The sequence below is a fragment of the Bacillus sp. OV166 genome (genome assembly GCF_900177675.1).
In the GTDB taxonomy this organism is placed as follows: Bacteria; Bacillota; Bacilli; order Bacillales; family Cytobacillaceae; genus Neobacillus.
On sequence record NZ_FXWM01000001.1, the window covers coordinates 6,221,695 to 6,234,928 of the forward strand.

At 40.5% G+C, this 13,234-nt stretch carries 16 protein-coding genes; 5 read left to right on the plus strand and 11 right to left on the minus strand.

Translation table 11 applies throughout. The features are described 5' to 3' along the window. Positions 1-41: 41 nt before the first annotated feature. On the minus strand, positions 42-1,343 hold the full coding sequence (locus tag CCK98_RS30415; protein WP_088090604.1) for an MFS transporter: 1,302 nt from the start codon (positions 1,341-1,343) through the stop codon (positions 42-44). 87 nt (positions 1,344-1,430) lie between these two features. Next, entirely contained in the window at positions 1,431-2,111 is a 681-nt protein-coding gene (locus CCK98_RS30420; RefSeq protein ID WP_179195974.1) for an RraA family protein, read from the minus strand. A gap of 292 nt (positions 2,112-2,403) precedes the next feature. Between CCK98_RS30420 and CCK98_RS30425 the strand changes: the two genes are divergently transcribed. From CCK98_RS30425 to CCK98_RS30440, 4 genes are all read left to right on the plus strand, one after another. Next, entirely contained in the window at positions 2,404-2,973 is a 570-nt protein-coding gene (locus CCK98_RS30425; RefSeq protein WP_256942499.1) for a DUF6241 domain-containing protein, read from the plus strand. A gap of 899 nt (positions 2,974-3,872) precedes the next feature. Then, on the plus strand, positions 3,873-4,091 hold the full coding sequence (locus tag CCK98_RS30430; protein ID WP_088089991.1) for a DUF1659 domain-containing protein: 219 nt from the start codon (positions 3,873-3,875) through the stop codon (positions 4,089-4,091). 83 nt (positions 4,092-4,174) lie between these two features. Beyond that, entirely contained in the window at positions 4,175-4,393 is a 219-nt protein-coding gene (locus tag CCK98_RS30435) for a DUF2922 domain-containing protein (protein ID WP_088089992.1), read from the plus strand. Positions 4,394-4,462: 69 nt separating this feature from the next. Beyond that, on the plus strand, positions 4,463-4,606 hold the full coding sequence (locus tag CCK98_RS30440) for a YvrJ family protein (RefSeq protein WP_088089993.1): 144 nt from the start codon (positions 4,463-4,465) through the stop codon (positions 4,604-4,606). 128 nt (positions 4,607-4,734) lie between these two features. On the opposite strand, the gene CCK98_RS30445 is transcribed toward CCK98_RS30440, so the two are convergent. From CCK98_RS30445 to CCK98_RS30475, 7 genes are all read right to left on the minus strand, one after another. After that, complete coding sequence (locus CCK98_RS30445) at positions 4,735-5,499, minus strand: DUF817 domain-containing protein (RefSeq protein WP_088090605.1); 765 nt, start codon at positions 5,497-5,499, stop codon at positions 4,735-4,737. 129 nt (positions 5,500-5,628) lie between these two features. Beyond that, entirely contained in the window at positions 5,629-5,994 is a 366-nt protein-coding gene (locus CCK98_RS30450) for a hypothetical protein (protein ID WP_088089994.1), read from the minus strand. 48 nt (positions 5,995-6,042) lie between these two features. After that, entirely contained in the window at positions 6,043-6,987 is a 945-nt protein-coding gene (locus CCK98_RS30455; RefSeq protein ID WP_088089995.1) for an ABC transporter permease, read from the minus strand. After that, entirely contained in the window at positions 6,980-7,912 is a 933-nt protein-coding gene (locus CCK98_RS30460; RefSeq protein WP_088089996.1) for an ABC transporter ATP-binding protein, read from the minus strand. The genes CCK98_RS30455 and CCK98_RS30460 overlap by 8 nt, the downstream gene beginning before the upstream one ends. 57 nt (positions 7,913-7,969) lie before the next feature. Continuing rightward, positions 7,970-8,191: a helix-turn-helix transcriptional regulator gene (locus tag CCK98_RS30465; protein WP_088089997.1), complete on the minus strand. Its 222-nt coding sequence runs from the start codon at positions 8,189-8,191 to the stop codon at positions 7,970-7,972. Between the two features lie 10 nt (positions 8,192-8,201). Further along, positions 8,202-8,678, minus strand: coding sequence for a DUF2975 domain-containing protein (locus CCK98_RS30470; RefSeq protein WP_088089998.1), 477 nt, complete (start codon positions 8,676-8,678; stop codon positions 8,202-8,204). A gap of 252 nt (positions 8,679-8,930) precedes the next feature. After that, entirely contained in the window at positions 8,931-9,788 is an 858-nt protein-coding gene (locus tag CCK98_RS30475; protein ID WP_088089999.1) for a dimethylarginine dimethylaminohydrolase family protein, read from the minus strand. Positions 9,789-10,083: 295 nt separating this feature from the next. Here CCK98_RS30475 and CCK98_RS30480 point away from each other — a divergent pair, with 295 nt between their 5' ends. Then, positions 10,084-10,227, plus strand: coding sequence for a YvrJ family protein (locus CCK98_RS30480; protein WP_088090000.1), 144 nt, complete (start codon positions 10,084-10,086; stop codon positions 10,225-10,227). Positions 10,228-10,361: 134 nt separating this feature from the next. Here the strand turns inward: CCK98_RS30480 and CCK98_RS30485 are convergent, their stop codons facing one another. Beyond that, a complete protein-coding gene (locus CCK98_RS30485; protein ID WP_179195975.1) occupies positions 10,362-12,749 on the minus strand; it encodes a SpoIID/LytB domain-containing protein in 2,388 nt (795 codons plus the stop codon). Positions 12,750-12,862: 113 nt separating this feature from the next. Then, entirely contained in the window at positions 12,863-13,045 is a 183-nt protein-coding gene (locus CCK98_RS30490) for a hypothetical protein (RefSeq protein WP_088090002.1), read from the minus strand. Positions 13,046-13,234 lie beyond the last annotated feature (189 nt).

The following is a 13,234-nucleotide window of genomic DNA, read 5'->3' on the forward strand; positions in this document are numbered from 1 at the left end:
TGATCTCACCTTTTTTTAGTTTTACACTCATTCATCATTTCTTATTTATTTTCCACTGGAACTAAAGGACGATCAGGCTTAATAAAGAACCATATCAAAGCTGCAATAATGACAGGGATAATGTTGATTAATAGAGTCGTGTTCCAACCCATTTCTTGTGCAAACCAACCGCAGATAATCGGAGATGTGATCCCTCCAATGGCTCCCCACGTATTCATCCAGCCACTGACGGAACCCGAGAATTCTTGACCTAAATCGTTCGCAATCGCCCAAGAAGCAACAATAGGTAACCCTAGTGCACCAAGTGTTATTGTCAACCAAACAACATTTGATGTAGGACTAACAGAGTAAGCAGAGAGATACAAGCCTACCATGAAAACGACAAAACCGAATATAGCCATCCCCCCACGAGCGATCATCCGTGAGTTTGTTTTTTGTAGGATTTTATCTGAAACAGCACCACCGATTAGAACGGAGAGACAGATAGCCAACCAAGGGAAACTTGCAGCAAATCCCATTTCTTTTAGAGAAAAGTTCCTTGCCTCCATTAAATATGTAGGCAGCCATGTTAGAAAGAATGTGTTCATGTAGATCACAACTAGATATTGAATCCCTACCAACCAAAATCGGTAGTTTTTCAAATACTGCTTCCAAGGGGCTGATTTTTTTTGAAGACCGGAAAAACTACGGTTTTCAATAATGAGCCTTTTTTCTGTTTCAGAAATCCAAGGATGCTGTTCTGGCTTATCTCGTCCGAAGAAATACCAAGCCACTGCAACCACGATGCCCAAAAGACCAAAAGCATAAAAGACCCCTTGCCAACCAAACGCTGCCAAAATGGCTACTGAAATCCCTGGTGCAATAACCGGACCCAAGAAGGAACCGGCTAGCAAAGCACTAGACGCACGTCCCTTTTCATGCTTTTGAAACCAGTGAGAGTTGAAAACAGCGTTCCCCGGATACATCGGACCCTCACCAGCTCCAAATAAAAATCTTATGATACACATGACAACATAATTGGCACTTGCAGCGGTTAAAGCAGTAAAGATGGACCACCATGCAACTGCGATGGTCACGATTTTCCTTGCTCCAAACCTTTCAGCAAGCATACCGCCAGGAATTTGCGCAAAACAATACCCTAAGTAAAAAAGTGAAGAGAGTAGTCCAAATTGAACTTTATTCAAACCTAAATCTTCCATCATTGGTACAGCTACGATAGAAATATTTGATCGGTCCATGTAAGCGATGAAACCAATGACAAAAAATAGAAAGGCAAGTCCCCAACGTAACCCGATTTTCTTTTCCTTTACCTGTACCATTTCTATTTGTTTTTCAGCTTCCATTCTTCCCACCGTACCCTCTCCTTTTTTAAAATAAATGTAGAAAAGCAGCAAAAAAATAGATAAACATTTTAATAGTCTTTCATATCATTAGTCGTTCTTGCTTTTTTCCACCAGCTGATCCCATATTGGGTCGAAGCGGCGAAGGTAATTCTCTGCACCTAACTGTTCTAAATCTTGGCGGCGTTTTTCATCAGCTTCCTGTTCCTTTTTACCAATTTCAAGATAGGTTAATGCATCCTCTTTTGGGACTACTAACAAGCCATCGTTGCTTCCGACAATAATATCACCGGGGTTAATAACACAACCGGAAATGGATACTGGCACATTTACATCGCCATCAAGACTGTAAACTTTGGTGGTTAAAGGGGAAACAGCGTAAGAAAAAACCTTAAATTGGAGATCAATAATCATCCTGGTATCTGTAACCGGTCCGTTAATGATACAAGCAATCGCACCTTTTTCCAGAGCAAGTTTAGTTGTGATTTCTCCCCAACAAGCAAAACGTTCCTCTTCGTTCATATCAATAACAACCACATCACCAGGTTTCACAAAATCTAATGCCTTATTGACTAATAAACCATCATTGGGAGGTATCCTTACGGTGACTGCAGGTCCTGCAAAGGTATTGTCAATTGGAAATAAGGGCTTAATTTTTCTTGTACTGATTAATTGAAAATTGAGACTGTGTCCATAATCACTTGGAGAAATCGCTTCCAATTCTTTAATAACTTGTGGATCTGGTCTTTGAATTTCAGAAATAATCTTCATTAGGTTATTTCTACCCCTTTCTTCTATTGTATACAAATACAAATACATTATATATGCGAGAAAGATCAATTGTAAATACTATTTAGAAAATTAAATTTCTTACTTAAATACATGTTCAAAACCACTTGTTTATCCAGAAAGAGCAAAATACATTCGGTATACGATTAAATCCACATTCAGAAAAAATGTCGATATCTGTCTTCTTTGAAGTGATTATGTAATTTAAATATGCTAGATGAATTCTGAATTCTTTGTTAAATTAGAGCTATCTAGTAAAACAGGGGGAGATGAAGTGAAAATAGTATTAATCGTAACTGGTATTATTTTGGCTGTTTTAATAGGCGTAAAATACGAAGGTTTTAAACCGGTCGACAATGGAGCCGAATCTGGAAAAAAACAAGAGAAAGTAGAAGCGAAAGCTGTTCAAGATACGGTCAATAAGGAGAAAAAGGAAGTAGACAAGCAACAGACAGCCAAAATTGGCGGAGTTCAATATGATATTGGAATTGATGACAGCAGTTCACAAGATGCGGTGATCGAAGTGATGCACAAGATGACACATCAAAAAGTGAAGGCGAAAGAAAAATGGGGAGCCATTCCAATGATTCCAGATACAATTAATCAAGTTTATGACATTGTGGAGAACAGTGAGTTCGAACAAAAAGATGATTTGCTAGCCATTTTAGATAAATGGAAAAAAGGCACTTTTTCTGCAGTAGATGATGACCACAACTATTTCTGGACGTACCAAGGCGGCACGATCGGTAAAGCTTATGGAATAATGAGCAAATCAGAAGAAGAAACGTTCATCCTGAATAACTTCGAAGAAGATATTGCACGTGAAGTAAGCTCCCAGCACTAATGGGAGCTGCAATATTCAGTTACAATTTCATTCTGTTATTTCTATTTCTCTTAAAACCTATCTATCTTCGACAAAATCCTGGGAGTGACAGGCATGGAAATTTAGTTTCCTACTATTAAGTAAGCTATAGCTTCTAAATTCGCCCATAAAATGGTTAAATTCGCTCATTAAAGCCTAAAATTCGCTCATAGAACTCGAAGATTCGCTCATAAAACTCAAAAATCCGCCCATTGAAGGGTCAAGACGTTTAATAAATCATAAATGCGCAACTATCGAAGTGTAATTTTACACAAAACATCATCTAAACGAGCCCCCCATGAGTAATCCTCTCAAACTTCAGATCCTTATTACGTAATTATTGCTTCTTATTATATATTGTTTGACTCTTACTACATATTTTCCGACTCTTATTACATATTTTCTTACACTTACTACATATTTTCCCAAACTTACGACATTTGCTGGATAATAATTGGAAATCCTCTCAAACTTTAGATTAATACAACACAATTATGGGTTCTTACTTTGCAGCTTCGGAGATTCATTGGCTGATAAAATGCTAGTTTCGCTGATAAAAGTCGGTTTTCCACTGATAAAATGGTCCAGTTCGCTGATATACTTCAATAATTCGCTGATAAGCTGCTCATTGGGCTAATTTTCCCCCTTCAGGCTCCCTCCTCCGCCTAAAAGTTAGCTCTATTTGCGGAAATTTAGCTTTTATTTGCGGATTCACTGCTTTTATATGCGGATCCGTCTACGAAATCCTGAAAACTCTATTATTATGCCCTGAGAGACGCTATCCTCCAGGGCATTTTTCAATTTAATTAAAATTCCCCCCTCCCTACCTGTCCATTTTGCCGACTTTTTACTATATAGAAGGTGAAAGGTGGTGAGAGACAATGGCACTAGCGTTATTAGAAGTAACGAAGCTTCGCATCGTGTTTGAAGCGGGCATGGATGACGAGGGAAATCCCATCCTCAAATCGAAAACGTTTAGCAATGTCACCAAGGCAGCTACTGCAGATCAATTATCGCAAGCGGCACTAGCAGTTGCAGTTCTATGCAATGACACGCTAAACAAAGTGGAGCGGAATGATATCATCGCAATTGTAGGTTAATAGTCTAAAGTGAAAAAGAATGACAGCTCCGCGATTCTAGGTTAATAGTCTAGTAAAAAACGAAGGGATAGGAGGTGAAAGAAATGGCAAAAACATTGGAATTGCAATTTGCCACGGAGTTTGGAAAGACGGCAAGTCTTTCCGTTGATAACCCAAAAGAGCCGATTGACGAAGAAGTCGTAAAATTATCGATGGCGCAGATTATTGCATCTGAAGTTTTCACAACTAGCAGCGGGAAGTTTGTTGCTGCAAAAGGAGCAAGAGTAATCGACCGCAATGTGACGGATTACACCCTTGCCTAATAAGGAAGAGAGGCCGGATTCGTTATGAACCCAGCCTCTTTTTATAACAAGTGGAAGGAGGAGAGAAAAGTGGATCAGTTGATTCCAATCATCAGCCAGGTGGGATTCCCCATCGTTGTGACGCTCTATTTGCTATACCGAATTGAAGCAAAGCTTGATTTGGTCGTCCAGTCGCTACAGACACTTCCTGAGCGGATGAGGGAGCGGGCATAAAAAAGAGAAACCACCCAGCCTCTACTATCAAGTAGATCTAAGGTGGTTTCTTGTTTTTATTCTTTCAGTTTCCACAATCTAAAACCCTATCAATCTTTGACAAAGTTCGGGCGTGACAGGCACTAAATTTATGGAATTTTCCCCTTAACCTGCTTTAACGTCGCTACTATTAGAAAGCTAACAATCACTAATAAGAGCCATGAACTCACCTTTCCTAGATGAACGAGACTCCATGCATCGGTTTGATTCGGATATTTCCACGCTCCAAAAAACGTTGCGATATTTTCGGCTATCCATATAAAAAATCCGATGAGTACAAAGGAAAGTGCGAGCGGCATACGGTAACGAGTTCCATCAACTTCGTATGTGACCCATGATTGCCAAAAGACTATAATAACAAGGCCAGATAACAACCAACGAAAGTCAATCCAATAATGGTGGGTGAAAAAATTTAAATAAATCGCAGCTGCAAGAGGTACAACTACCAAAAACGGCGGCCACCTAATCAGTTCAACCTTAAGCCTCCTCCATGCCTGGCAAAGAAAACTCGCTACACTTGCGTACATGAATCCGCTATACAAAGGCACTCCTAAAATTTTGAAATATCCTTCCTCTGGATAAGACCAGGAGCCCATATGTACCTTGAAAAGTTCAAGAGCAAGTCCAATAAGGTGGAACAATGTGATAACCTTTAGCTCATCCCGTGTTTCAAGCCCAGAACGCACCATCCACCACTGCATCAGAAGGCAGATGATGAGCAGCCAGTCATACCGTGGCAGGTAGGGAAGTGGCATGATTTGTGTAAAAGCCAAAGAGGCAAAAATAATCACAGGAAACAAACATGATAGGGCCTGCTCCCAACCAAAACGAACGAGTTGTTTTATTGCTCTCATGATTTGTACCTTCAAAGGTTTTTTCTGAGAATAATTTTGAATAGTTAAATTCATTAGTAAATCCCCTTTTATGAATTTGATTCATCAGAATTTCAGCAGATTATTTTCATGGTAGCTAAATGGACTAAATTATTTATTGAGTTCTCTTAAAGAAATAATTTCAATGTCTGAACAATAAAAGTGTAAGGTATCATCTTCGTAGTCTATCACTTCATATTTCTTATTTCCCCAACCTCTATCCTTTATATCGTAAATTTCGATTGACATTTGATGATAGATACCCCCACTTTCAAAATTGATACTCTTAGGGTTGTAGAAGCGAAACCAGGCAATATATTGTTTTTCTTTATCCTTAATAATAAAATCTATGTCGAGTACACAATTGTCTTCAAAAGACCTATTTTGAAAGTTCAAAAGGAATCTAACAATAAACTCTATATTTTGTAATGAAAAATCTTTTATTTTATCAGTTATAAGGCTAATATTTTTTATCAATTTGAATCACTTCCTTGGTGAATCTTAATTGTTATAAAATTGGCAAGTTTAGGCCGCCACGTCTCTACGTGTAAAAAGGAGCCAGGAAATCAGATTGAACACGAGGAAATAGACAGCGAGCACTCTGATGGAAAAGGACAATGTCATTCCCTCTTGGAAAGGATGTCCGGTCAGGTACTGCGTAAGATCGGTGTTGGCGAACAACAGGTACTTGCTCCAATCGAACCGCTGCAGTGCCCCCAGAATAATATTACCCGCAAACAAGGCGCCGATGGAAAACCCGATAGCCATCGCGCTACTTCGGAAGGCGGACGAGATCATAAAGGCCATGGTTACGTACATGACCGTGGATACACCGCCCAGCATATACGTTTTCCACAGATTGAGGACCATATTCCTTTCGACGATTTGCCCTTCCGCAGTCATGCTGATCAACGGTAGATCCATGTATCCAAAGCCGTATAAGATTCCGTTGACCGCGACGGATATGACAAACAGAGTGAGTAACAGCAGCATGCTGAACAACAGAAAAGAGATATACTTGGAGACGAGGATCTTGACCCGGCTGGCTGGCCGGATGAGCAGCAGCTTGATGGTGCCGGATGAAAATTCGCCCGCCAGACTGTCTCCCGCAATGATGGTGGTGAAAATGGTAATCACGATCATCAGATTGGCCGAACCGTTCACACCATCCCACATCGTGCCGTCCGTCGAGCGAATATTCTGCTCCAAATGATAGTCGTTGACGGCAATCTGCTGCTGATAGAACATTCGATCCTCTTCATCCAGCTTGGGCTGCTTCAGAATTTCGCTCCATTGCTGCTTCTCCTGCAGCAGTTCTGCCCGCCAGCCTTCGCCTTGCGCCTTTTTTCCATCGGAATGCCATTCAATGATGTTGACAAAAAGCACAAAAGCGGCCATAAGTCCGACCAGAATCCAAGTTCGCACCCGTCGGTAAATCTTCATATTTTCATTGAGTACTAGATTAACCAATTTGTCCACCCCCCGTTATTTCCAAGAATCGATCTTCTAGAGACTGGGAAACCATTTGCACGCCATAGATACGAATATGGTTCTGCATCAGCCCTGCCAGAATGTCCGGGATGTGTTCCCGCTCGGTTGTGACCTCGATGATCCCCTCCTGAGCGAGCTTGACCTCCTGAACCCCATCCATCTGCCTCATGGTCACCAATGCCTGTTCCACTGGCTGTGCTTGGATTAGATACGTTTGAGCTTGATCGTTCCCATGGGTAAAATGCTGAACCGGCATCACATGGACTAGCTTTCCCTGCTGGAGGATGGCGACCCTGTCGCACATGAGCTCCATCTCGGACAACAGATGGCTGGAGACGATAACCGTGATTCCTTCCGTACGGGTCAAATGCCGCAAATAATCGCGCAGTTCGCGAATCCCCGCCGGGTCAAGACCGTTCGTCGGTTCATCGAGAATCAGCAGGGACGGCCGATGCAGCAGTGCCTGGGCGACTCCCAGACGCTGGCGCATGCCGAGCGAGTACTTTTTGACTTTGTCATGGATGCGGTTTTCCAGCTTGACCAGCGACACCACTTCGTCAATCCTTTCCTTGGTTATCCCCGGCACCATGCGGGCGTAGTGAACGAGGTTATGGTACCCGCTCAGATACTTGTACATTTCTGGACTTTCCACTATGGCGCCGACGTGCCGGATCGCTTGCTCGAATTCGGTTTTGATATTTTTCCCCTTAATCAGTATCTGTCCCTTAGTGATCGACATCAGTCCGACGATCATGCGGATTGTGGTTGTTTTACCGGCCCCATTTGGACCAAGGAAACCGAAAATTTCGCCTTGCGGTACGTCAAATGTAAGATCGTCGATGATGGTGGTCCGGCCAATCCGTTTGGTCACACGACTCAAGCTGATGATAGGTTCGTTGCTCATACATGTCCTCCTTTAATGATGATTTGGACGTTTCGTCCTTTTGTTCACAATGCCTTATTAATCTTGGATGTCTTCATCACTTCGGTATTCTAAAATATCTCCTGGCTGACATTCTAATGCCTTACAAATCGCTTCTAAAGTTGAAAGCCTAATTGCTTTTGCCTTTCCATTTTTCAATATAGAAAGGTTAGCCATCGTGATTCCAACCCTTTCCGAGAGTTCTGTTACGCTCATTTTCCTTTTCGCCAGCATCACATCAATATTGATTATCATTGCCATTGTTATCACCTCAGACGATTAAGTCATTTTCCGATTTTATATCAATCGCTTCTTGTAAAAGTCTTTGAAGAACAGCAGCGAATACTGCGATTACTATTGAAGCAAAGATAGGGACCATTCCGATTATGATGAGACCTGGGGCATCGTCTAGATCTGCTACGAGATAAACAAATGGCAAAATGACCACATACAAACCACTGATTGTCATTGCACAGATTTTAATATTCTTTAGAGCTTTAACAGACAATTCAGAGAAAGCTTGATTCTTGTCAATATAACTTAAAAGTTTAAGAGCCTGATACAATGCAACGAAAAACGGGATCACTGATACATACATACCTATTAAAATGGGATATAGGATATGGGCATAATCTAGATTTACTGAATTCTTAGCTAACCAAGGCAACCCAAATATACACAAAGCAAGAACTGGAGTTCCAATAAGGAAAACAGCCATCCTTAAAAATAGTGTTGACCCTCGTTTCATAAAAACCACCTCACATATTTATTATCTATTTGAAATTTAACACGTTATTTATTGATTTACAATAAACTTTTATTATTTTTTATAATATTTTTATTGATAACCAAATATTAATTTTATACAAAAATAAAAAACATTCCTCATTACTAAGAAATGCTCTATAAAAAGCTAAATTATGTATCTTATGACTATATAAACAACCTCAGCCTTTACGGGCTTGAGGGTTGTTTAAATGGTCATTTTTATATGATTATTTTACATTTCTCGTAAGATAGGAAGGGTACAATAACGGAAGGAGCCACCAGATTTAATGATTTCTGTGATATCCACTTCAATAACTTGAAAGCCTCGGTTACGAAGCTGCTTGTTTACCTTCTCGTTGACCGGCAGACTTAATACCCGTTTGTTCCCGATACTCAATACATTTGTACCTAATTGAAATTGTTCTTCTTCCGAAACCTCAATTAATTCATAGCGTGAAGCAAAAAGCTCGATGTCTTTTTTCGTTAAGGCATTTGGGTAAATAAGGGCCACATCAGGAGAAACAACATTAAATATACAATCCAGATGCAGGTATTTTGCTTTAAAAGAGATGGGAATGACATTGAATTGATTCAAAAGACGCTGTAATTGATCAGCAGCTTTTTGGTCCGTTCGATTGCTGAGCCCCACGTAAATTCTTTCCCGATCAATCACAACATCTCCGCCCTCAATTCGTTCCTCGGCTAAATTATAATAAGAGATTTCTTCATCCTCGAGCCATTGTTTTAAAACGTTTTCCTCCCCTGCGCGAACATCTGTTGCCATATTAGCAACAAAGATTGTTTGCCCTAGAGTAAAACCAATATCCCGGGTAAAGACCTGTTCAGGATATTTTTTATGATAAGGCAATAAAATAACTTCGATGCCATTCTGCTTTAGCGTTTTGACAAATTTACTGTGCTGCTCAAGCGCGCGTTCAATATGGATACCTTCATTCTTAAAATGCTCTTGCGTTTCATTAATTACTTCGCGGATCGTCATATATTGAGGCTGACAAAGGATTACTCGTTTTAATACATCGTATTCACTCATGCAAAAAGTCTTGTTGTTTGTCTTTGGGATTTCTGCCATTTTGCTGCCCTCCTGCGTTCTCTTTTTAAATTAGGTTTTCCTAATCTATCGTTAATATTACAAACAGAGACAATAGGAAATCTCTTTGCATCATAGGGTCTTTAATGAAGGAATTTCCTCTTTTAACAAATGGGGATAAATCATTAATAAGAATACTATTTCCGATAGTTTGTAGCTGCAAAGGGAGCAAGAGTAATCGACCGCAATGTGACGGATTACACCCTTGCCTAATAAGGAAGAGAGGCCGGATTCGTTACCAGCCTCTTTTTATAAACAATGGAAGGAGGAGAGAAAAGTGGAGCAGTTGATTCCAATCATCAGCCAGGTGGGATTCCCCATCGTTGTGACGCTTTATTTGCTTTACCGAATTGAAGCAAAGCTTGATTTGGTCGTCCAGTCGATACAGACACTTCCTGAGCGGATGAGGGAGCGAATATAAAAAAGAGAAACCACCTAGCCTCTACTATCAAGTAGATCTAAGGTGGTTTCTTGTTTTTATTCTTTCAGTTTCCACAATCTAAAACCCTAGCATTCTTAGACAAATTCCGGGGCGTGAGAGGCACTGGATTCTAATTAAGGCTTCACACTTATGATCGTGGTCCAGCTGCTATACACCTTGGTTTTGCCAACCATTCTATAGGCTCTTAATTTATAATAATAAGTCCTTCCTCTTGTTAAACCACTGTTCGTGTAATATAAGGAAGTGGTACTTTTTAGGAGAGTATAGGCTCCTGAGCTCGAAGTAGCTCTGTAAAGTTCATAACCACTGGCGCCTGCTACAGCACTCCATGTCAGCTTAAAGCTGGTCGAACTTACTCTAGCTGCTTTGAAGTTAGCCGGAACAGATGGTAGAGGTTTTGCAAAAACAACAGCCGATAAATTACTATAAACCTTCGTACTTCCGACCATGCGGTAGGCTCTAATTTTATAGTAATAGGGTGTATTTGTAACAAGCCCTGAATTATTAAAAATTGTGGATGTGGTTGAGCCTGCATAATAATAAGACCCCGTACTTGAGGTTGCCCGATATACCTCATATCCGCTTGCGCCACTAACAGCTGTCCAGCTCGTTTTGATACTATTATAAGCCGATGATGCTGCCTTGGCTGAAGATGGTGTCGCAAGGACTGGTTTGGCAGAAACGACCGAACTATAACCACTATAGGCTGATGGTGTTACAGTTTTATAGGCTCTAACCTTATAGTAATAAGCCGTCCCCGTATTCAGAGATGTGCTGCTATATGACGTACTCGTCGTAGACGCTATTTTTGTATAAGTCCCCGTGCTGGATGTTGATCGATAAATCTCATATCCTGAGGCGCCGCTAACGGCTGACCAAGATAAGTTCACGCTATTGTAAGTACTTGCCACGGCCTTCAAATTCGCTGGTGATGCAAGTTTTACAGTGATTTGGCGTGTAACAGTCGTTTCATTCCCTGACGAGTCCGTAACAGTATACGTCAACGTGTATACGCCGGCAGTCTTACTGTTGACTAAACCATTAATTTTTATGGCACTTGTCACATCTCCATCTGAGTTATCCATGGCAGTTACGCCAACTCTTGGATCAAACGTTGTGTTCACATAAATCGTCTTCGATGTTGCCCCTGAAATGACTGGTTTTATGTTATCAACAATGGGTGGGGTCGCATATTGTCTGTTTAAAACAGTACCGGGATAGTAGAAAGATAAAATGTCCTTGTACAGGATACCTGCAGCTGCACGGTGATTAGCACCATATTGACTTAAACCTACACCATGTCCGTTCCCGGAGCCTGAAAACACAAAAGCATCGTTGGTTTCGTTCATGGAAAACAAATTGCTCTTCAAGTCTCTTGAACCGACCTTCTTAGGGTCGTTTGTGCCGATGATTGTACGCATATCGTCTGCAAGCTGGTTATTGATACTTGCGGTTTGAAGTTCAAGCTCCCCATTTGAATTGAAAACGTCTTTTACAAAAAATTCGAGCGATAGATTACTTTTTGAAAATCGACCACTTTCGGTAGGCTCGTAAAAGGAAACCTTAGGGATGGCAACAATTTTGATTTGTTTACCACTCAATCCTGATAGATTTTTCATCATCCATTTTTTAATGTTGTTTGCGTACATGGCATCTATTTCATTCGAAAAATCCCACCAGCTGTCTGGATTTTTGAGGTCCAATGAAGTGATATCCATTTGCTGTTTATGTAAGGTAGCTGCCCAGGTATTTGTCGTATCGTACTCGTCGGTTTGAACCTTAAAATACGGAAGGGATTTTGGGTACCAGACATTAAATAGTTTTTCCGTTTTTCCACCGTTAGAGGCAGAGAAAACAGCATCAATGACATTCCCACCATAGGTTAAGATTTCACCTTCTGTCGCGTCAACTGCCTCAGATGATCTAGGATGTAAGCTTGTCACGCCTCCATATACCTGAAAAGTGGTAGTATCATTGATCACCTGGTTCAAACGAAAATACGCATAGGTTCGGGCTGAAACCGCCTGTGCCTTTAGGGCCTCCATCGGCCAAAGCGCAGGCATTTCATCCGGGACAACACTCTTTACATAATCTTCGAAATTAATAGTGTTAATCGGCCTGACATATTGTTTATCTTCAACCGTAAAAAGAAAACTGCCGGCGTATTCACGATTATTGATGACGGCATGATCATTACTTTTAACCGGAGTGATTGATAATTCACTCCCGGAGGCTAATTCAATACTTCCATCATATAATCCAAGTGTTTCATTCTCTACCTTCACTGAATAACCTCGGTCGCTAGTTAATAGATTCGTGGAATCGCCGTTTAAGTAGTAGCTGCCCTCTATGTTTAGTGAAATACTTGACTGATTACCTAAAAAATTCCTTAACTTTACTTGAACCTGTGGTTCTGTCGCAATCGTTTCTGCCTTTTTATTACTTGGAACCATCCCCAAGCAGACAACGAATACAATTAGGTAGATTAATAGTTTTTTCATAAGAAAATCCTCTCTCTTTGTTTCATATCTTAATAATACTTCTTTTTCTACCATATTTCCTCATTTGTCCTAAAAAATAGGAATCCCGGTGACTGGCACCTGAATCTTTCATTCTACCATTTTCCACCAATCAGAACCTTCCATCTTCGACAAATGACGATTACATTCTTCCTAATTAAACGTTTGATTGAAAGTGCCACAAACCCTTTTGAAAAAGGAACTTTAGCCTCGATTCTAGAGAATTTCTTGTCGAGGAAATGCTCTGCTTTCTTCTCAAATTCTACAAAGCTAGCCAATAAAAATGGCTTTCTACAATCATCGACGGGTTCTTACAACATAGCATGTTAATCAAACGATTGTGTAAAAATGGAATAAATCCCGTTGTTTAAAGCTTTCCCTCTTGATTTAGGTAAAATAATTGTCGGGGAACGACTAGATTTTAATAGATTATTCCTCCAGATTAGCAATAATGATCTTTTTCGTCT